Source organism: Enterobacter cloacae complex sp. 385G4 (genome assembly GCF_057320665.1).
The window spans coordinates 1-16,810 of the sequence record NZ_JBXWDD010000021.1 but is presented as its reverse complement, the minus strand read 5'-3'; the positions used below and the strand labels follow the sequence as shown (position 1 = coordinate 16,810).

Below are 16,810 nucleotides of genomic sequence, written 5' to 3'. Positions count from 1 at the left end.
GAGAAAGAATTGCTGGCGGCCTGGGTATTATTCGCCAATCAGTTGCTCAAATATGGCTATGCTATGGCTGATTTATGAGGGGATCCTTCAGTGCTGAACGTCTTCCGTTCGAGGTACAACTGGACGATGTGGCTGGGCGCGCTGATAACGTCTTTGCTGTTTGCCGCCGTGCATATGCAGTATCAGAACCTGCTGACCCTGGCAGAAATGTTCCTGGTGGGGCTGATTACATCAGCTGCCCGGATCAGAAGTGGCGGCCTGCTGCTGCCGGTATTGCTGCATATGGAAGCTACCGCGCTGGGTTTACTGTTGGGCTGAAAGTTATATTTTTATTAAATATTGTGCGTTAAAGGCTGGTATGTTTTTTTGTGAATGTTATATTTAAATATAACTTTTATGGAGGTGAAAAATGCATACCACTCGACTGAAGAAGGTTGGCGGCTCAGTCATGCTGACCGTCCCACCGGCACTGCTGAATGCGCTGTCGCTGGGTACAGATAATGAAGTTGGCATGGTCATTGATAATGGCCGGCTGATTGTGGAGCCGCACAGACGCCCGCAGTATTCACTGGCTGAGCTGTTGGCACAGTGCGATCCGAACGCTGAAATCTCGGCAGAAGAACGTGAATGGCTGGATGCGCCGGCGGCTGGTCAGGAGGAAATCTGACATGGAAAGAGGGGAAATCTGGCTTGTCTCGCTTGACCCTACCGCAGGTCATGAGCAGCAGGGAACGCGGCCGGTACTGATTGTCACGCCGGCTGCTTTTAACCGCGTGACCCGCCTGCCTGTTGTTGTGCCCGTGACCAGCGGAGGCAATTTTGCCCGCACAGCAGGCTTTGCTGTGTCGCTTGACGGCGCCGGCATACGTACCACCGGCGTTGTGCGTTGCGATCAACCCCGGACGATCGATATGAAAGCCCGCGGCGGCAAACGACTCGAACGGGTGCCAGAGACTATCATGGACGACGTTCTTGGCCGTCTGGCCACCATCCTGACCTGACCCCAGCGTGCCGGCATGAAATATGCCGGCATTGCCTGTTTCCTGAAGCCTGCAATATACTGTATGTATAAACAGTTATTGGAGGCTAAATTATGGCGCTGGATCTCGTTTATCCCCGGCCTTCAGTGGAAGGTGACGCACTCCCTTTTTTTGCCGAGCCCGTTGCGGCCGGCTTTCCCAGCCCGGCCGCAGGCTATGAGGCCAATGAACTTAACCTGCATGATTACTGCGTGCGGCGTCCGGCCGCAACGTACTTCTTGCGTGTGTCCGGCGATTCTATGCGTGATGCCCGCATTCATGATGGCGATGTGCTGGTCGTCGATCGGGCAGAAGAGCCCCGGCACGGCAGCATCGTGATTGCCAGCATCGATAATGAATTTACGGTCAAGCAGCTGCAGCTCCGCCCTTACCCCTGCCTGATGCCGCTGAATCCGGCTTTTCCGCCAATCAGGTTTGATCCGGAGGCGCTGCAGATATGGGGTGTGGTTACGTTCACTGTCATGAGACACCGCCCGTGTACGCCTTAATCGATGTCAATTCGATGTACTGCAGCTGCGAAGAAGCGTTCCGCCCTGATTTACGAGGTCGCCCTGTGGTCGTTCTCAGCAACAACGACGGGGCGCTTGTTGCGGTCAATCGCGCGGCGAAAGCGCTTGGCGTGCGCCGCGGGGAGCCCTATTTCCGCTGCCGCCGCCTGCTGGAACAGCATAACGTTGCCGTATTCAGTTCCAACTACACCCTTTACGCCTCATTCTCCGCCAGATTTGCAACCGTGGTGGAGAGTCTGGCGCCGCGGACATTTGTTTACTCAATTGATGAGCTCTTTGCGGATGCCTCTCATATGGAGGGAGTGATGACGCCGCAGGCGTTTGGCCAGCTTTTGCGGGCTGAAGTGCTGCGCCAGACAACGCTCACCTGTGGAGTCGGCGTCGCGCCAACGAAGACGCTGGCCAAACTGTGCAACCACGCCGCGAAGACGTGGCCTGCCACCGGGGGGGTTGTGGCGCTCAGTGATCCTGTAAGACTGAAAAGGCTGATGAGCCTGGTGTCGGCCGGCGATGTGTGGGGGGTTGGCCATCGTACCGAAAAAGGGCTGGCGACAATGGGGATCAAAACGGCGCTGGCGCTCGCAGAGATGGATATCCGACTGGCACGCCGGCTGTACGGTGTGACGCTGGAACGCACCATCCGTGAGCTGCGTGGCGAGGCCTGCTTTGCCCTGGAAGAAGGTACCGGCGCGAAACAGCAGCTTGTTGTATCCCGTTCGTTTGGATCGCGGGTCACGCAACTGGCGCAGATGCAGCAGGCGGTGACTAAATATGCCACACGGGCAGGAGAAAAGTTGCGCCAGGAAAACCGTCTGGCGAAGGTGGTAACGGTCTTTATCCGCAGCAGTGCTTATGACGCCGGCGGTGTGCCCTACAGTAACCAGGCTACGGAAGTGCTTCCCGTGCCAAGCCAGGATACCCGCGACATCATCGCCGCGGCGCAGCTGGGACTGTCGCGTATCTGGCGTGAGGGCGTGCGGTATGCAAAAGCCGGCGTGATGCTCAGCGATCTGCAGGGATATGAAACCCAGCTGGATCTGTTTTCGCCGGCTGCTGTGCGGCCGGGCAGCGAAAAACTGATGGCCACCATCGACAAAATAAACAGGGAAGGAAGGTCAAGGATCTTCTTCGCCGGAGAAGGTATTGATCCGGAATATGCCATGCGCCGTGAAATGTTGTCCCCGGCCTACACCACGCAGTGGAAGGATATTCCCGCGGCGTTTATGCGATAACAGCGATGTGCAGCCGCTCTTGACGGCGGCTTGTTTTCCCTGGTGTCGGGAACATTAAAACCTCTCCTTACTGCCCGCGTGATAGGGCCGTATTTCCGGCTAATTCCAGATAGTCCCGGCCCTTATCGTGGTGCATAGCCCTCTTCAGCCAGTGCTTTCATGATCTGGTTGATTCCATCCATCATCAGATATGCCTCAATATCTGACGTCGCCAGGCCGCGGCAGTCACTGAATCCCAGACGCTTAACCAGTTGCGCCAGAGCCTGCGCTTCTCTGTGTGTCAGCTGTATATTCACTTCAACGGGTTTTTCGTGGCGAATTTCATCTTTCATGGTCAGAGTCCTTTTTTGATGTTTCGTGAAATGTACCAGGCTTCTTTTGCCTGAGCTACAGCCCAGATCCAGACGAGAGTTGACACAATGCACAGCCCCGTCATGTTCCAGAAATGACCTGTCGTATATTCATGGCTATGAAGCAGGAGGCCGGCGCCGGCCGCCAGGCTCATGACCAGGAAAAGGACGGCTGCGCCGGCGTGATAAATGATGCTGAACATGTAAAACCCCCTTCTGGCGACGGTAGCGCCAGTCTCTGTCTGTATTAAATGGTTGCCGCCTGCCGGGCGTCTGCCTGCATCATGGCGTCAATCAGGGCGCCGGCGCAGGCAATATTCAGGCACGTCATGTTCGATTTCAGGGTCGCCATCATGTCCGCGCGGCTTCTTTTAAGAAACGGCTGCAGCGGACCACGATAGCCCTGTGAGGTCACGATAATCAGCTGAGCGGCCGCATCATGCAGTGCCGGCACGCCGGCCAGAATATCCTGCTCAGCCGCGCTGATATACACGGGTGAACCGGCGATCACAAAGCGATCGTCCGGGCAGCGTTGCATCAGCTCAGCCAGGGAGGCGCAGCGGCCCGCCAGCGGGGGGCGTGCCGTCAGTGAGCCCCAGACGGTCGCCGGCGCGAAGGGCATGGCGTGAAACGTTGCCTCATACGCGACCGCCGGATCGGTATGGTGGCGCAGCCCCAGACCGGCCGACATGGCCCACAGCTCGATGCCCGGCCACCGCGCCGCGATACCGCGGGCACGCAGCCAGTGTGCGCCCCGGTAAAGCTCTCCCGTTTCCAGCACCCTGCCAGGACGGCGGGCGGCCTGGGCGATCAGCCTGTACCAGCCGTCAAAGGCGTCATCAAGGGAAGTGTCGCCCGGAAAAACGGTATCCTCCACGCTGCCCGCCTTGCGCCGGGTACAGGTGGTGATGAGGTGAAGACGTTTGTTCATTCAGGGCCTCCCGGCTCTGGTGCGTCTGTGCCTGCCGCGCGCGGTTCGCCGGGCCGCCGGGCACGCATATCGGGCAGACCCCGGCAGGCATCGTTCCAGTGCGTGCCCCGATCGGGGTTATTGGCCAGCTTACTGATCCAGGTTTCTGACACATTCCAGCGGCGGGCCAGATCCTTCTGCTTCCAGCCTTTCGCCCTGAGCAGTGCCCGCCACTCCTGCGGGGAAAGTGGCGCCGCCGTGATGCCGTCCGCATAACAGGTCGTTTTCATCGCGTGAGGCTCCCGGCCCTAATCCTGCCCCGGCCGTGCCGGCTGGATTTGACGCAGTATTGTTGTTGCCTGCCATCCCGTAAACCCGAAGGTATCGGCCAGTTCGCCGGGCAGTGACGCGGCCAGGCGCGGCAGTTCGTCCGGGGATTCATTGTGAAAGACAAAACAGACCCCCTCATCCCTGATGCGCGACATCAACATCGCAATAAGCCGGTGCAGCCCCTCATGGCTGGCGTGTTCAGTGACCTTTTCAGTAAACCGCCGGGGATTGCTGCAGCTGATGCCCCGGTCGGCCAGGAACGCCAGAAAGCGCTGCAGGAAACCGGGGAGATCCCTGGCGGCCAGGGCGGGTTTCAGCACCGCTTCTGCCTGGGCCTGTGTGAAGCCAAACGCCGCCGCCAGCTCAGGGGAAAAGTCCGGCGTGTCAGCGCTGGCCTCAAAAATGACGCCATCGTTTATGGCCTGCTGCATGTCCGGGGGCATATTCCCGATCATATTTTCACGCACGCCCCATGCACGGCCGGCGCTTTCGGTCAGTCTCTGCGGATCGCTGCAGCTGACGCCCCGCTCCGCCAGGAACGTCAGGAAACGCTGCAGGACGGCGGCGCCGGACCCGGTGCTTTTTCCGCTCCGCCAGGCCGTATTATTTCGACTGACGATGGCAGGATCGACATGTTCGCTGTCTACGATGCTGTTAATGAACGTCACTGACTGTTCTTCGCTGAAATCAAAGTCGCGCTGTAACAGGGACAGCAGCCTGTCATGCCAGTCATCTTTCACGCGACTGGCGGCATTAACCATGAACGTGACGTTCAGTACACCGGCCAGTAAACAGGCAGCCTGGTCGGCCACATACAGGCTGAAGTACTCCAGTACCGCCTGTTCAAATGCAGCGGGATCGCAGCAGACCACTTCCACAGCTCCCAGCGACTGCAGAAACCGCCGGGTGTTTTCGGTCACAGCGTCGGCGGGATTGAGGGCGATGGCGCGGCCGCGCTGTGACTGGATGTCAAATGTGACGATACGCTCCGTGACGGGCATCCGGCCGTGATCGGCGATGAAGCGGTAAAGCTGCTCCACCGCTTCCGTGGCGGTCATCCCCATTGCCTCCAGACGCAGTTCGGCGCGTTTCTTCAGCTGCTCATCGAGACGCACGGTCAGCTGGGCGTTTTTGGCCCGCTTTTTACGTTCAAAAAAACCGGTCATGCTCCTTCCTTTTTGTACAGTCATCTGGCTTTACATAATGTACAGCCATTTGTACCGCACTTTTGCGCGCGGGACCACATTTTTTCGCCGTTGCGGTTTAGCGGTATTCTCCGCAGCGCCGCCACTTATCCACCGTTTCTGTGGATAACGCTATATGTAGTGGCTCCGTCAGCCGGAAACGGCACAAGATATGGTGTCCGCGCCGGCAGCCGCGCGACCGTTCCCCTGCCTTCCTCTCCCTGTTGATTTCGTTTTTTCCGGTATTTACGTTTTTTCCGCAATGGCGGCACCGGCCAAAAGGTATTTTCCGGTGGTTGCGGGCGTAAAAGTCACAGGGTGAAAAGATAAGGGCGCAAATCATCCGGCGGGGTAAATCGTGCGGTCGTCACGCAGCGTGATGATTACCGGTGTGTTGCTTTATTAAATTAGCTTTTAGTGCTAAATCTAAATATTTATAATATACGAATGAAACCTAATTTATTAGAGTGTGGTTATTCAGTAAACAACGGCAAGCGGAGTGAATGGTATGGAATATGAAGCGTACAAGGTTCGCGGCTACGGCTTCGGACTGAAGAAAGAGATCACCGGCGTGCTGGGTCGTTACCCCACGCAGGAAGAGGCGCAGAAGGTCGCGGACGACTACACGCAGGCCTGCCTGCCGGATAACCTGCCGGACAGCTACGATATGGGCATGGTCCGGCCGGTCGCTGCCGGCGAACCTGCCGCCCTCGATACGGACGTTTTTCGCGGTCCGGGCGCGCCGTTCATGATGGATGCCGGCCAGCTAAGCACAGGTCAAACCGTATGCCTGGGCAAAGCGGCGGATGGAAAACGGTTTTATGTCGGCGGGGAGCATTCCGGTGGCCAGTGAACAATGTTTAACAGAGAGGGGGTTATGATGCGTCAGGGGGTGATTTCTGCCGTTATATATTTACTGCTGGCAATGCTGGTCATGATCTACATGCCGGAGGGTTACTCCGCGATTAGCTGGGCCATAGGCGCGGTTGTGGTTGTGACGCTGATTTATATTCGTGCCCGTAAAGGAGAGGATTGATGGCCACCAAGCATATTAATGACGAGCTCTGGCATCGTATTGAAGTTCTGACCGTCCGGGCAAATGCCAGGCAAAACCTGATCCGCCCGGTCAAAGAAGCGGACGTGCTTCATCTGGTTCTGCAGCGTGGCCTGGAGCTGCTTACAGACGACGATCTGCTGCAGCTGGGCAAGTACCGCCGGCCCATAGGATTTGTGCTGCGTCGGCCGGGCATGGAGATGCTGAAGCTGGACACACTGAGTATGGCTGACGCTGCTACTATCCTCATGCGCAGCGGACCGGCAACGCTGTGCATCTGGAGTCGTGACGATATCCTGCGGCAGGCCAGTGAAGCGGTGATCCGCGAACGGCTACCGGAAATGGCCCTGCTGTCGGAGGGGGATGACCGGGCCCGGTTCCAGACGCTGCTGCCTGGCGTCTGGAATGCCGCGAACCGGGGCGAAACGGCCGTGATTTCCCTGCGTGCTGACAATGCGGATCTCGCTATTGCACGCATCACTGACCTGATGTGCGAATCCCTGCTGGGTTATAAGGGGCAGCGGGCATACCGGGCAGGTGAAAACGAACAGGGAGAAGAGTCATGAACATGCGAGGCATTCTTTTTGTACTACTTCTGGGAGGTCCGGAGCAAAAACGTGCAGCAGCTGGACAGTCGTGCTGAGCTGACCGGAGATGAGATCAGTGCAATTCAGAAACTGGCCGCGGACAGTTCTCGGACCGACATTTGATGAAATGAATAAGGATATACAAAAGGAGCCCAACTGGTGAGGAAGGGCTCCTTTTAATTACTAGACGTTTTTACTACTTAACTTTCTGTCGGAGTAAACGGAAAATTAATTTGTTAATCACTGTCAGTATAAGTACCCGATAAACGTGGTGCAACTCCGTATCAGAAATTACCGCCAGTGCTTGAATCCAGCGCCCTGAACAGGGCTTCATGAGCGGCATCCAGAAGGCGTCCAGGCAGAAGGACATCATTCACGCGGTAACTCTGACCGTTCTGTGTGGTCACGGTGAGGTAATATTGATCGTCAAACTGCCTATCGGCACCGATATGCACAATGTTGGACGTGTCGATCCAGCACAGGTTTGTGCCTTCCACAGGATGAAGAGGTTTGATTCGGCCTTTCAGCCATTTCTGCGGGCGTCCCGGCCAGGATTTAATGGTAATGCCGTGCTTATAGTCGCGGGTTCTGGCCACAAAGGCCGCTACTTTATCTTCATCCATCTCTTTTGCTGAGGTGTTCTCCTTGAAGTAGTACGGATTGAGGTTGTATTGCAGCTCTTCAAATAGCTTCATATACGTCACCTGATCATCCAGGCTTTCCCCCTGATTTTTCAGGCTGCTGCCCCAAACTTCTTCCAGATTGGCTTTCAGCGCCAGCGTGACCGCCTCAAATTCTTCCTGATGTTTATCGTAGTAGTTGATATCCATCGCGTCTCCTGTTGTGTTTATGGCGAATTTGCGGAAATAATATACATAAAAAATGTTCAAATATGAACATTTTCAGGCTATAAATACAGGCAGATTATAACAGGCCAGTCCACCAGGATTCGGCCAGGAGCTGAGTACGCATGATAAAGAAACCACTTATTGCCGGCATCATGCTGGTTGTGGCGCACACCGCCGGCGCTGCGCAGGTTGATGATACCAATCTGCAGCAGATTTATACCGAGGCGGGCATTCAGGGTATATGCAGCGCCGGGATGCTGGCTGTGCCGGAAGGGGCCAGAGATGAAGTTGTCCCGCAGAACGTCAGACACCTCCTGGTTCAGTGTGCCTATTTCGACGAGCAGCAGTTGCGCCGGCGTGCCGGCCTTCCGGCTCAGACATTTAGCCACTGGCGTGACCGCAATGCGGTCCTTAATCTGTCGTCTGACCAGGTATCTGATGCGCTCTGGCTGTCAGCGTGGCGTGATTTCCGGGCACAACTGGCCTCGGCCTACCCGGCCCCGGCGGAAAAAAAGGCACAGGGGAAAGAGGCCGTACCCGCCGGCACGAAGCCCGGCACTGAGCATGGGAGTGCGGCGGATTGACCGGCTTTGACTTGATCCTGTGGCGACGGGGCCTGAACTGGACCCAGGAACGCGCCGCGGCTGAGCTCGGTATCAGCCGTACCAGCCTGGTAAAATATGAGGACGGTGAGACAGTACCCCGGACCATACAACTTGCCACCGTCGCGCTGACGCTGAAAGCGGAATGGCCCACCCTGAAAACCATGAGCAAAGACAGGCTGCTGCGGCAGCTGAAGTATGAAGTGCTGAGGATCGATAATGAATGAGTCCATCCATGTTGTCGGCTCTTTTATCCTTGCGGGTATCCTGCTGTATGGCCTCTGGCAGGGTACACGGCGACGCCGGCGCCGGCACGAACGGAAACAGGCCAGCGCGGTACGTGTGATCGATAAAATTAATACGTTTCCGCATTTCGGGCAGAAAATTGCCTATCTGCGCAAGATTGACCCGTTTGTGTTCGAAGAGCTGCTGCTTGAAGGCTTTGAACGCCGGGGCTTTGAAGTGATCCGTAACCGCCGGTATACCGGTGACGGCGGGATTGATGGCCGTGTGAAGATTGATGGCCAGACCTGGCTTATCCAGGCCAAACGCTATACCAGCTATATTGCCGTTGGCCACGTCCGTGACTTCAGCGACCTGCTGAACGCCACCGGTGCCCGCGGTTTTTTCTGCCATACCGGCAAAACGCGCGAAGGCACCAAATCGCTCATTCGCGGAGACAGCCGCATGATCCTGGTCAGTGGCCAGAAGCTGCTAGACCTTATTGCCACCGATGCGCCGTTTATCCCGTATCCGGGATACCGGCCACCGACCGAAATGGTTCATCCTGAACAGGAGACAACATGAAATTCAAAGGATACGTCGCCGCCCTGCCGGCACTGCTGCTGACAGGGTGCGCCATGCTCCCCGGACAGCCCACCGATTATGACCGCTTCTGTAACGTCTCAGGCATCGCCAGCCACGGCGAAACCTACCGTGTCAGTGACAGCCAGGATTTCTGGTTAACCCCGAACGGCCGCTATCTCAGCCAGGCTGAGTACAGCAGTCCGGCAGATACGCTTCAGAAACTGACGGGCGTGGTCAGTGGTGAAGATCCTGACCAGGTGCGGAAGAACGCCGTCAGGGTAAGGGTGTTCCGCGTCGAGAGTGAAAACAGCCATAAAGGTGCGTGCCTGCCTGTGCGTTATGACGATAATGGCGCACAGCGTAAAATGGATTCACTGACTAACGGCCGCCGTATGGTGGTATTCAGTGAAGATGAAGGTCAGTCTGGTCAGCAGATTTACAACAAAAGTCGTGGTACAGGATTCAGTTACAGGTTGTTATGAGTGGATTGAAAGGCCGCCGAATCAGCGCGGATATGTTTGCTATGATGTTAAAAGTATCTGCCGGGCAGCTGGTTTTTGCAGCCCGGCATGACAAGCCTTTACGCGGACTGACCCTACCCCCTTACAGAATCGAAGGCGGGAAAAGCTGGAGCTCGACCGCCTCCACCCGCAGTATGACGTTTGATATGCAGGATGCGGTCGAATTCAGCGAGAAATTTCATAAAATTCAGTCGCCTGACGGCTGATTAGCGGATTTTAAAAAATTGAACACTTTCCCCCTGCAAATTTCCCAGAATTCACGTAGCGACGCCATCGGGACCGGGCGCGTGACATATGCCTACTTCGATTATGCCGATGCGCTGGCGCTGCGGGAGATGGCCAGCCAGGCTGATTTACCCAAATACCTGCTGGCCCCGGAGGTGTCGGTGTTTCTGCGGTATGTGCCAGACCTGCGCCAGCAGGTCCTTTTCGATACCCTCTGGAACACGGGCGCGCGTATTAATGAGGCGCTGGCGCTGACCGGCGCCAGCTTTCAGCTTGACGGTTCCCGGCCGTTTGTCCGGCTGAAGACGCTTAAACAGCGTCAGCGTGGCCGCGGCAGGCCGGGCAAGGATGAAGAGGTGTTCCGTCTTGTTCCTCTGACCGATCCTCAATATGTCAGGAAGGTGCGTGAATTTCTGACCACCCTGCGTATTGGTAAACAGCAGCTGCTCTGGCCGGTGCAGAGTGATAACACGCCGCGTAACTGGATCAGGAAGGCACTGGACCTCGCAAAACGTGACTCTGTCACTTTTAGTATCCCTGTTACCTGCCACACGTTCCGTCACAGCTTCTGTATGCACCTGATCCAGCATGGGGTTCCGCTGAAAGTTGTACAGGCTTATGCCGGGCATTCCCGGCTGGAAACCACAGAAACCTACACGCGCGTGTTTGCGCTCGATGTTGGTCGTCAGTATGGCGTCCGATTCAGCCTGCCAGACAGTCATTTAACGCTCCCGGAATAATCTGTATCCCTCCCTGATATTTCCGTATAAATCTAAATAAATCCCTTTTCTTTCTATGTCAGACCGTTTTCAGGACGGTCTGACCGTCTTTTGTTGATTTTTATTCGGTATTTTTCTGTATTTTTCTATATTGGTGCATCTTTTTGTCTTTACACGTCAGCAGAGATGCGTAATAATCCATTTGAAAGCTGTATTTTTCCTGATTTCTACGGTTTTTTTCTAAATAATGTGAGGTTCAAAATGCGTATTTTTGTTGATGACGGTTCCACCAACATCAAACTGGCCTGGATGGAAGAAGGCGCAGTGAAAACGTTGATCAGTCCGAACAGCTTCAAGCCCGAATGGTCCATGACATTGCTGACAGATTCATCGGTGCCGGCTTCCGCCAACTATGAAATTGACGGGGAAAAGTACAGCTTTGACCAGCTGAGCCCGGATGCCGTGCGCACCACGGAAACACGCTATCAGTACAGTGATGTGAATGTCGTCGCTATCCACCATGCCCTGATGCAGTCTGGCATTGAACCGCAGCCGGTTGATGTTGTGGTGACGCTGCCGCTGGGCGAGTACCTGGATGAAAACGATCAGCCTAATATGGCCAACATCGAGCGGAAAAAAGCGAACGTGAAGCGCGCGGTGGCCGTTCAGGGGCGTGAGAGCTTTACCGTGCGTAAAGTCAGCGTACTGCCAGAGTCGGTCCCTGCAGGCTTCAGTGTGCTGAAGGATCTGGACGATCTGGACTCCCTGCTGATTGTGGATATCGGTGGAACCACGCTGGATATCGCGCACGTTCGCAGCAAAATGTCCGGATTCACCAAGACGCATTGCGATCCTAAAACCGGCGTATCCATCATCACCGAAGCCGTAAAACATGCACTGGATACCAGTGTGAGCACCCGTACCAGTTCGTATTTTGCCGACCGTCTGATCCAGGCGCGAAATGACGAAACGTTTCTTTCCCGTTACCTCCAGAATGCTGACCAGCGGGCCCAGGTGATGAAGGTACTGCATGAGCGGGAAAAAGCCCTGACGCACCGTGTCACCGATTCAGTTGGCCGCTTTGCCGGCTTCACGCACGTCATGGTTGTCGGTGGCGGTGCCAGCCTGGTCGCCGGCGCAGTGAAGCAGGCCACGGGGGTGAGTGACGATCGTTTCTTCGTCAGTGATAACCCGCAATTCGATCTGGTTCTGGGTATGGTGGCAATGAAGGGCTGAGTATGACTGATAACCGTAAGTGCTCGTTTTATATCTACCCGGAGCGCAATGCGGCGGACCGGGTAGCCGACGGCTTTCTTGAGAAACTGCCTCAGAAAGAGCGTGGCCGCGCGATGCGCGCCATGATGCTCTGTGGTGCCGCGTTGATGAAGCAGGACGAACGCCTGCCGTTCCTGATCGCTGAATTCCTGACGGAGAGCACCACGATGCAGGATATTCAGCGGATCATCAGCAGTACGCTGCCGCAGCAGGATACAGGAGAAATGGCGCGTCTGGTTGAGGCGTTTCTGCAGGCCACCGGCGGTGGCAGCAATACGGTGTCGCCGGCAGGCGGCGCTGCGCCGGAAAACAGTCCCGCCGTGGCTCCCGAACCGGCAGCACCGGAGGATAAGAATCTGGAAGAAACCCGTAAGAACGTCCAGCATCTGTTCCCGGATGATGATTAAGGGGGCTGCGTGAAAAAATATGTGCTGTTAACCCTGACCCTCATCGCCGGCGCCGTGGCAGCAAACCCGGTAACAGCGGCCGGCAATATTGCCGGCGATGTCCAGGCGCAAGCTGCGACTGAAGTGAAAACCGGGTTTTCACCCGGCGGGACCGCATTAAATCTGGTTCTGGATTCAATCGACCACGCGCAGCATGAGATTCTGGTTGCCGCGTACAGCCTGACCAGTCGTCCTGTTGCCGGCGCGTTGCGTGCCGCAAAAAAACGGGGCGTATCGGTGGTGGTGGTGGCCGATCGCAAAGCGAACGACAACCGGTACACCGAAGTGAACTTTCTGGCCAATAACCGCGTGGCGGTGCGGATCAACGATAACTACGAGGCCATGCATGATAAATTCATGGTCTTTGACCGCCGCGCCGTATTGACCGGCTCGTTTAACTTCAGCGCCAGCGCAGACAGTCGTAATGCGGAAAATGTGGTGCTGATCAGCGGCGCGCCTGCAGTAACTGAAGCCTACGTGAACGAGTTTTCCCGTTTATGGGACGAAGGAAAGGACGTGGCTCCACGGTACTGACCTACAGCAGCGGCAGAAACTCTGCCGCCTGATTTTTAACTTGATTTATATGGCTCATTCGTCGTATTATCAAGGCTCATTTTTCGGTAGCGCCCCGACTGGCGAAGGAGTAAAACCATGCAATCATTCCCCCTGTTCGTTTCCCGTGTCGTTCCTGTGATCACCCTGAGCCATTGTCTGCGGCAGCGGCGCTGGTCCCTGCACAACACGCCATGCCAGATTGACCTGAGATCAGGTTGTCACCTGCGCTCACAGCCTTTCGGCACGCTATCCAGACGGGAAATAAGCGACCGGCCACCGGCTATGCCCCGCGGTTACTGGTTCAGGCAATGCAGCCGGGATGTCATGTTTACGGGGCGCATCGATCAGGCAGATCCTATGAAACAGGTCTATTACAACGAAGGCTGGAGCGGTCCGAACAAGTATACGTTTGAAGTTTATCAGCTGGAGAACGGGAGTTACCGGGCGCTGGCCCGCAAATGGAATGGCAAAATCAACAAGGTGCAGCAGGAAACGCAGTACCTGTCTGACACGCGGGAGGGGCTGAAGCACCAGGACTATCCCCGCACGCGCCAGGTGAAAATTTTTCTGAATTCAGACTTCTGGGAGAAGGGTAATGATTAAGATGGTTAGCGTCGTTCCGCAGCCGGAAACAGTGAAGACGCTCCGGGAAAAAATGGGCATGACTGAAACCGCATTAGGGGCTGTCATGGGGTACGAACTGCGCGCCTGGCAGCGTAAGGAAGCTATCAGCGACGATCTCAGCCAGTACAACAAGACCAGTCTTCGCCCAGGCGAATATAACATGCTGATGCTGATCGCCGGCGTGCATCCTGATTACCGCCTGAACAGGGCATTCAGTCCTGATGATATGGTCAAAGATCCCGCCACGGCCGAAGACGTTCGCCGCCTGCGTCTGGCGCTGGGGCTGAAGCACGCTGAAATTGCAGCGCTGTTTGGCTATAAACCGGCGTCATGGCAGACCAAAGAAAAGGCTGCTCAGCGCGGCGTAAAGCTCAAGACCGGGGAATTCAATTTCCTGTTACTTCTGGCCGGTGAGCATCCGTCACTGCAGCTGGTTGAGAAGGCGAAATAAGGCCCGCGGCGACCAGAGAGGACCCTTTATGATCACCACACGCCGAATGTTAATGCTGTATGCCTGCCTTGTGCCCGTAGCCCTGACAGGGTGTGATCTGGCTGATTATTTCCCGAATGTGCCACAGCCCGTGCCCGTGATTTCGCCCGGCTATCAGGTTGATATCGATGGCCACCCGGTCCGAATATCAGGATTTGATGACTGTCCGCGGGAAAAAGATGAAGCCCGGCACGCAGCTGCACAAGATGAGAAAGGCTGCATTGTGCTGTCTGCAGAGCGTTCCGAGGTGAAGGTCAGACTGTATCAGCCAGCCGGCGCCGTCACCGAAACCTGGCGGATCATCCGGGAAAAAGACGCTCGCCAGAACGATATTATTCGCCTGCAGCGCCCGAACGGTGCGCTTGTGATGCAAAATTTACAGGGGAAAGAGTCTCCTTAAACCAGGGAAATAACAAAATTAACTTGATTTATATGGCTCATTAGACGTATAATAATTACATCGAAAGGCAATCCGGTCTTTCGACGGTAGCGCCCCGACCGGCGCAGGAGTCACCTTATGACTGCTCTCAATTCTCAGCAACAGGCTGATGTTGCCCGCTATATCCGGGAACATGGCAATAAAACCGTTATTTCCCCTGAATGGTCACTTATTTATTTCTCGCTGTGTCAGTGTGAATTACATCAATCGCATGAAGCCATTATTTTTCATAATGGCCGACCTGCAGGGCTATTTATTCTGAATGAAACAGGCGAGCTCACCGAATTATATCTGCTGGGGTCGCTTTCTGACATTCTCACCGCCGCTGCGGTCAACAAATAGCTTTCAGGGAGTAAATACACTATGACCATGCAATCAGAACTTGTTTTTACTGATCCTATGCTCAACGTCGTTATTGCTGAAGTTAAGCGTTTTAATTGCCCGCTTCTTTTTGTCAAAGATCATGGCGTGTATGTGATGGCGGCGAAAGGTGAGAAAAACAGTAATGGGATGCACAATGTCTGTTACGCCAATGGTTTTAATCCGGATACAACGGATTTTGACGAGCTCTGGGACCGGATGCGTGATGCCTGTGGCGGAGATGATTTTTGCGAATCCCTGGAGCTCGATCCGAGGTCGATTGAACTTCTCAGCCGTACCAAACCCTGCCTGAAAATTATGCTTTCAGAGACGGAACTGGAAGTTATTGCAGGGGGACAGAAATAGACCATAAAAGCCCGTTAAATCGGGCTTTTTTATATTTCACTGTATTTACATCTAGGACAAAATGTCCTATTATATATTTGTGGCCGGGCATGGTGCTCAGGTCCCCTAACGAGGGAAATATATGAAATTTTCAGCAGAAGAACTCAACATTATCCGCCAGGCGGACGCCATTATTGCCGGTAAAATTACCACAACGGATTTTATCACCGGCGCCGACGCCGCGCGTTCCTTACTGCGGTTTCGTCTTGCTGCAGAACCACGCGAATCATTCTGCGCGTTCTTTCTTAACTGCCACAACGGCGTGATTGCGTTTGAAGAACTGTTTAAGGGAACTATCAGCAGCGTCACCGTTCATCCGCGTATCGTCCTGCAACGCGCCCTGCATCATAATGCCGCCGCCGTGGTACTGGCGCATAACCATCCTTCCGCTAACACTACACCCAGCCAGGCTGACAAGCTGATCACCGAGCGTCTGGCGCAGGTGCTGGGGATGGTTGATGTCAAAGTCCTCGATCACCTGATTGTGGGCGGCAGCGATATTTACTCTTTTGCTGAACATGGTCTGATTTGATAACCGCGGCCGCACAGTGGTGCGGCCGGCTCTGGAGGCTTGCTATGGGCAATAAATATACCGTGCCGCTTAACGTGGGCGCGATCCGCGAAAGCTGTTTCCGTCCCGCTGATAAATGGACCCCGCCGACGGGGGATGAACTCCGCTATCTGCTGGAAAATGTGCTCAACCTGAGTCAGGAGGGACTGGCGCGACATGTCGGCGTGAACGGCAGAACGGTGCGCCGCTGGGTGAACGGAGAAAGTGACATCGCGTATTCCGTCTGGTGCGTCCTTTGCATCGATGCCGGCTTACCGCCGATCTGGAAATAGCAGCGCAAAACACCGACGCGCAAACGTGCTTCCTGAACGTATCGGATATACGAAGGAAATATTATGAATACTGATAACTATTTTTTCAGAGTCCCGGCCACACGCGGAATACAGGGCGGCATAGAACAATACATGCTGACGGTTCCTATGGTCGTGTTACGTCGTATTCTTGCAATGGACAATGATGGCGATGTTATGGATCGCAGCCAGCGAGAAGCGAACAAAACGCGGGCCAAAAAAATACGGAATTATGTTGCCGGCGCAACATCAAAACGAGCTCCCTATATTTTGCCGTCAATTACCGGAAATATTGATAGTCATGTTGAATTCCTTCCCAGCGAACTCTCGCCGGCAGTGGGGATTCTGGTAATGACTCCAACTTATTGATAGTGTTTTATGTTCAGATAATGCCCGATGACTTTGTCATGCAGCTCCACCGATTTTGAGAACGACAG

31 protein-coding genes and 1 pseudogene are annotated in these 16,810 nt (G+C 55.1%); 25 read left to right on the top strand and 7 right to left on the bottom strand.

What is annotated here, in order from left to right; all coding sequences use genetic code 11:
* Window positions 1-90 precede the first annotated feature (90 nt).
* From AC2FAJ_RS23400 to umuC, 5 genes and pseudogenes are all read left to right on the top strand, one after another.
* Window positions 91-318, top strand: a pseudogene (locus AC2FAJ_RS23400) (CPBP family glutamic-type intramembrane protease); the annotation flags it as partial.
* Between the two features lie 91 nt (window positions 319-409).
* The gene (pemI, locus tag AC2FAJ_RS23395) at window positions 410-667 is read left to right on the top strand and encodes a type II toxin-antitoxin system antitoxin PemI (RefSeq protein ID WP_004187429.1); all 258 of its coding nucleotides are present in this window, start codon (window positions 410-412) and stop codon (window positions 665-667) included.
* 1 nt (window position 668) lies between these two features.
* Window positions 669-1,001, top strand: a complete 333-nt coding sequence (gene pemK-mt / locus AC2FAJ_RS23390; protein WP_004187427.1) for a type II toxin-antitoxin system toxin endoribonuclease PemK-mt — start codon at window positions 669-671, stop codon at window positions 999-1,001.
* Window positions 1,002-1,093: 92 nt separating this feature from the next.
* Entirely contained in the window at window positions 1,094-1,528 is a 435-nt protein-coding gene (locus AC2FAJ_RS23385) for a LexA family protein (protein WP_004187425.1), read from the top strand.
* Window positions 1,516-2,781: a translesion error-prone DNA polymerase V subunit UmuC gene (gene umuC, locus AC2FAJ_RS23380; protein ID WP_019725070.1), complete on the top strand. Its 1,266-nt coding sequence runs from the start codon at window positions 1,516-1,518 to the stop codon at window positions 2,779-2,781. Before AC2FAJ_RS23385 ends, umuC begins: the two co-directional genes overlap by 13 nt.
* Before the next feature lie 122 nt (window positions 2,782-2,903).
* Here the strand turns inward: umuC and AC2FAJ_RS23375 are convergent, their stop codons facing one another.
* The 5 genes from AC2FAJ_RS23375 to AC2FAJ_RS23355 are packed head-to-tail and all read right to left on the bottom strand — an operon-like array spanning window position 2,904 to window position 5,537.
* Window positions 2,904-3,113 carry a DUF7706 family protein gene (locus tag AC2FAJ_RS23375; RefSeq protein ID WP_004187413.1) on the bottom strand — a complete coding sequence of 70 codons (210 nt, stop codon included), beginning with the start codon at window positions 3,111-3,113 and terminating at the stop codon, window positions 2,904-2,906.
* 2 nt (window positions 3,114-3,115) lie between these two features.
* Window positions 3,116-3,334: a hypothetical protein gene (locus AC2FAJ_RS23370; protein ID WP_004187411.1), complete on the bottom strand. Its 219-nt coding sequence runs from the start codon at window positions 3,332-3,334 to the stop codon at window positions 3,116-3,118.
* A gap of 44 nt (window positions 3,335-3,378) precedes the next feature.
* Window positions 3,379-4,062: a hypothetical protein gene (locus AC2FAJ_RS23365; RefSeq protein ID WP_015059994.1), complete on the bottom strand. Its 684-nt coding sequence runs from the start codon at window positions 4,060-4,062 to the stop codon at window positions 3,379-3,381.
* Window positions 4,059-4,331 carry a helix-turn-helix domain-containing protein gene (locus AC2FAJ_RS23360; protein WP_015059995.1) on the bottom strand — a complete coding sequence of 91 codons (273 nt, stop codon included), beginning with the start codon at window positions 4,329-4,331 and terminating at the stop codon, window positions 4,059-4,061. Before AC2FAJ_RS23360 ends, AC2FAJ_RS23365 begins: the two co-directional genes overlap by 4 nt.
* A gap of 18 nt (window positions 4,332-4,349) precedes the next feature.
* Window positions 4,350-5,537: a type II toxin-antitoxin system RelB/DinJ family antitoxin gene (locus tag AC2FAJ_RS23355; RefSeq protein WP_015059996.1), complete on the bottom strand. Its 1,188-nt coding sequence runs from the start codon at window positions 5,535-5,537 to the stop codon at window positions 4,350-4,352.
* A gap of 526 nt (window positions 5,538-6,063) precedes the next feature.
* Between AC2FAJ_RS23355 and AC2FAJ_RS23350 the strand changes: the two genes are divergently transcribed.
* The 3 genes from AC2FAJ_RS23350 to AC2FAJ_RS23340 are packed head-to-tail and all read left to right on the top strand — an operon-like array spanning window position 6,064 to window position 7,175.
* On the top strand, window positions 6,064-6,408 hold the full coding sequence (locus AC2FAJ_RS23350) for a hypothetical protein (RefSeq protein WP_004187406.1): 345 nt from the start codon (window positions 6,064-6,066) through the stop codon (window positions 6,406-6,408).
* A gap of 24 nt (window positions 6,409-6,432) precedes the next feature.
* The gene (locus AC2FAJ_RS23345) at window positions 6,433-6,591 is read left to right on the top strand and encodes a hypothetical protein (RefSeq protein WP_004187405.1); all 159 of its coding nucleotides are present in this window, start codon (window positions 6,433-6,435) and stop codon (window positions 6,589-6,591) included.
* The gene (locus AC2FAJ_RS23340) at window positions 6,591-7,175 is read left to right on the top strand and encodes a hypothetical protein (RefSeq protein ID WP_015059997.1); all 585 of its coding nucleotides are present in this window, start codon (window positions 6,591-6,593) and stop codon (window positions 7,173-7,175) included. The genes AC2FAJ_RS23345 and AC2FAJ_RS23340 overlap by 1 nt, the downstream gene beginning before the upstream one ends.
* Before the next feature lie 305 nt (window positions 7,176-7,480).
* Here AC2FAJ_RS23340 and AC2FAJ_RS23335 read toward each other — a convergent pair whose 3' ends face one another.
* Window positions 7,481-8,026, bottom strand: coding sequence for a hypothetical protein (locus AC2FAJ_RS23335; protein ID WP_004187400.1), 546 nt, complete (start codon window positions 8,024-8,026; stop codon window positions 7,481-7,483).
* Window positions 8,027-8,166: 140 nt separating this feature from the next.
* On the opposite strand from AC2FAJ_RS23335, the gene AC2FAJ_RS23330 reads away from it, so the two are divergent.
* The 17 genes from AC2FAJ_RS23330 (at window position 8,167) to AC2FAJ_RS23250 (ending at window position 16,742) form a co-directional block, all read left to right on the top strand.
* A complete protein-coding gene (locus AC2FAJ_RS23330) occupies window positions 8,167-8,628 on the top strand; it encodes a hypothetical protein (protein ID WP_004187397.1) in 462 nt (153 codons plus the stop codon).
* Window positions 8,625-8,873, top strand: coding sequence for a helix-turn-helix domain-containing protein (locus tag AC2FAJ_RS23325; RefSeq protein WP_004187394.1), 249 nt, complete (start codon window positions 8,625-8,627; stop codon window positions 8,871-8,873). Before AC2FAJ_RS23330 ends, AC2FAJ_RS23325 begins: the two co-directional genes overlap by 4 nt.
* On the top strand, window positions 8,866-9,453 hold the full coding sequence (locus AC2FAJ_RS23320; protein ID WP_004187392.1) for a restriction endonuclease: 588 nt from the start codon (window positions 8,866-8,868) through the stop codon (window positions 9,451-9,453). The genes AC2FAJ_RS23325 and AC2FAJ_RS23320 overlap by 8 nt, the downstream gene beginning before the upstream one ends.
* Window positions 9,450-9,935, top strand: a complete 486-nt coding sequence (locus tag AC2FAJ_RS23315; protein WP_004187390.1) for a hypothetical protein — start codon at window positions 9,450-9,452, stop codon at window positions 9,933-9,935. Before AC2FAJ_RS23320 ends, AC2FAJ_RS23315 begins: the two co-directional genes overlap by 4 nt.
* Before the next feature lie 41 nt (window positions 9,936-9,976).
* The gene (locus AC2FAJ_RS23310; protein WP_223216382.1) at window positions 9,977-10,180 is read left to right on the top strand and encodes a hypothetical protein; all 204 of its coding nucleotides are present in this window, start codon (window positions 9,977-9,979) and stop codon (window positions 10,178-10,180) included.
* A gap of 18 nt (window positions 10,181-10,198) precedes the next feature.
* Window positions 10,199-10,939, top strand: a complete 741-nt coding sequence (locus tag AC2FAJ_RS23305) for a tyrosine-type recombinase/integrase (RefSeq protein WP_004187383.1) — start codon at window positions 10,199-10,201, stop codon at window positions 10,937-10,939.
* Between the two features lie 240 nt (window positions 10,940-11,179).
* Window positions 11,180-12,154, top strand: a complete 975-nt coding sequence (locus AC2FAJ_RS23300) for a plasmid segregation protein ParM (RefSeq protein ID WP_004187382.1) — start codon at window positions 11,180-11,182, stop codon at window positions 12,152-12,154.
* 2 nt (window positions 12,155-12,156) lie between these two features.
* Window positions 12,157-12,600: a plasmid partitioning/stability family protein gene (locus tag AC2FAJ_RS23295; protein ID WP_004187380.1), complete on the top strand. Its 444-nt coding sequence runs from the start codon at window positions 12,157-12,159 to the stop codon at window positions 12,598-12,600.
* A gap of 9 nt (window positions 12,601-12,609) precedes the next feature.
* Complete coding sequence (locus AC2FAJ_RS23290; protein ID WP_019725065.1) at window positions 12,610-13,173, top strand: phospholipase D family nuclease; 564 nt, start codon at window positions 12,610-12,612, stop codon at window positions 13,171-13,173.
* Between the two features lie 378 nt (window positions 13,174-13,551).
* The gene (locus AC2FAJ_RS23285; RefSeq protein ID WP_019725064.1) at window positions 13,552-13,797 is read left to right on the top strand and encodes a hypothetical protein; all 246 of its coding nucleotides are present in this window, start codon (window positions 13,552-13,554) and stop codon (window positions 13,795-13,797) included.
* Window positions 13,790-14,269 (top strand): helix-turn-helix domain-containing protein, encoded by a 480-nt coding sequence (locus tag AC2FAJ_RS23280; protein WP_004187375.1) that lies wholly within the window; start codon window positions 13,790-13,792, stop codon window positions 14,267-14,269. Before AC2FAJ_RS23285 ends, AC2FAJ_RS23280 begins: the two co-directional genes overlap by 8 nt.
* Before the next feature lie 28 nt (window positions 14,270-14,297).
* Complete coding sequence (locus AC2FAJ_RS23275; RefSeq protein ID WP_004206907.1) at window positions 14,298-14,708, top strand: hypothetical protein; 411 nt, start codon at window positions 14,298-14,300, stop codon at window positions 14,706-14,708.
* A 117-nt stretch (window positions 14,709-14,825) separates the two neighbouring features.
* A complete protein-coding gene (locus AC2FAJ_RS23270; RefSeq protein ID WP_004187372.1) occupies window positions 14,826-15,089 on the top strand; it encodes a hypothetical protein in 264 nt (87 codons plus the stop codon).
* Window positions 15,090-15,110: 21 nt separating this feature from the next.
* Window positions 15,111-15,473: a DUF3085 domain-containing protein gene (locus AC2FAJ_RS23265; protein WP_004187371.1), complete on the top strand. Its 363-nt coding sequence runs from the start codon at window positions 15,111-15,113 to the stop codon at window positions 15,471-15,473.
* Window positions 15,474-15,594: 121 nt separating this feature from the next.
* Window positions 15,595-16,044 (top strand): JAB domain-containing protein, encoded by a 450-nt coding sequence (locus AC2FAJ_RS23260; RefSeq protein ID WP_004187369.1) that lies wholly within the window; start codon window positions 15,595-15,597, stop codon window positions 16,042-16,044.
* 44 nt (window positions 16,045-16,088) lie between these two features.
* Window positions 16,089-16,355, top strand: a complete 267-nt coding sequence (locus AC2FAJ_RS23255) for a helix-turn-helix domain-containing protein (protein WP_004187367.1) — start codon at window positions 16,089-16,091, stop codon at window positions 16,353-16,355.
* Between the two features lie 63 nt (window positions 16,356-16,418).
* Window positions 16,419-16,742 (top strand): DGQHR domain-containing protein, encoded by a 324-nt coding sequence (locus AC2FAJ_RS23250; protein ID WP_019725063.1) that lies wholly within the window; start codon window positions 16,419-16,421, stop codon window positions 16,740-16,742.
* Here AC2FAJ_RS23250 and AC2FAJ_RS23245 read toward each other — a convergent pair.
* Window positions 16,736-16,810: IS1 family transposase (locus AC2FAJ_RS23245; protein WP_033802282.1), on the bottom strand; the 75-nt coding region annotated here is incomplete at its 5' end. The genes AC2FAJ_RS23250 and AC2FAJ_RS23245 overlap by 7 nt on opposite strands.